This window comes from Exiguobacterium sp. SH5S13, assembly GCF_004337085.1.
GTDB lineage: Bacteria > Bacillota > Bacilli > Exiguobacteriales > Exiguobacteriaceae > Exiguobacterium > Exiguobacterium aurantiacum_A.
Genome location: NZ_SJUS01000068.1, coordinates 1 through 984, shown reverse-complemented (window position 1 = coordinate 984; position 984 = coordinate 1). Strand labels below are relative to the sequence as shown.

At 55.3% G+C, this 984-nt stretch carries 1 protein-coding gene; it reads left to right on the top strand.

Features of this window, described 5'->3' with window-relative positions:
* Nucleotides 1-154 precede the first annotated feature (154 nt).
* Nucleotides 155-925 (top strand): IS21-like element helper ATPase IstB, encoded by a 771-nt coding sequence (istB, locus tag EVJ30_RS15020; RefSeq protein WP_131458551.1) that lies wholly within the window; start codon nt 155-157, stop codon nt 923-925.
* Nucleotides 926-984 lie beyond the last annotated feature (59 nt).

Sequence of the window (984 nt, the reverse complement as noted above, 5' to 3'; positions counted from 1 at the left end):
TAGATATCGTGGCCGAGATGACCCGGCTCTATGAGACGGGTCAGGTCAGCGCGAACCTTCTGGCACAGAATCTACATAGCGGTCGCGAAGGGGTTTCCGTCGCCATCCGGGAACTCGACCCCTATATCTCCTTGATGACGGGAGGCTTGAGATCATGAGCTCACATCCGATCGAGGGAATTCAAAAGACGGCGCGCACGCTCAGGCTCGTCGAGAGCGCCGCGGAACTACCGACACTTTTACGGAGGGCCGAGCAGGAGCGCTGGACCTATCATGAGCTCCTCCACGAGGTGTTCACTTACGAACAAGGTCGCCGGGAACAAAAGCTCCAAGACCGGCTGACCAAATGGGCGAACTTCCCTGTGGAGCGTAGCCTGGACGAGTTTGATTTGACTCACGTACGGTCATTCGGCATCCGCCAACTTAACCAGTTGCGCCAACTGTCTTGGCTCGACAGCCATCATAACCTGATCTTACTCGGTCCCCCAGGGACAGGTAAGACACATCTGGCCATCGGTCTGGGAGCCGATGCGATCAAGAGCGGGCGCAAGGTGAGCTTTGTGACCATGGGGGAAGCACTTCACATCATGAAGACGCGCAACCTCATCCGTCGTTCCGAGGTCCGTTACAAGCGACTCGTCGAGTCGGATTTGGTGATCCTTGATGACATGATGTACATGGCGATGGAACAAAGGGAGGCCAACCTCCTGTTTCACCTGATCAACGAGCTGTATGAGCAAAGCTCGATCATCCTGACCTCGAACAAACGGCCCGAGAGCTGGGGCGACCTCGTCGGTGAGCAAGGGATCGTCACGGCAATCCTAGATCGGCTCCTTCATCGCGCCGAGATCATCCAGATGGACGAGGAGAGCTATCGAATGAGAAACCGCTCGGTCATCTTCGAGCCGGAGACGAAAGATATTTAGTCATCGGAAATTGTTGCGGCTAAATCATCGCAGATTGTCTTTTCATCTTGACGGTCACA

Bases quoted from the DNA above. Each gene is read 5' to 3' on its own strand.
- istB (WP_131458551.1), top strand. From the start codon at position 155: ATGAGCTCACATCCGATCGAGGGAATTCAAAAGACGGCGCGCACGCTC.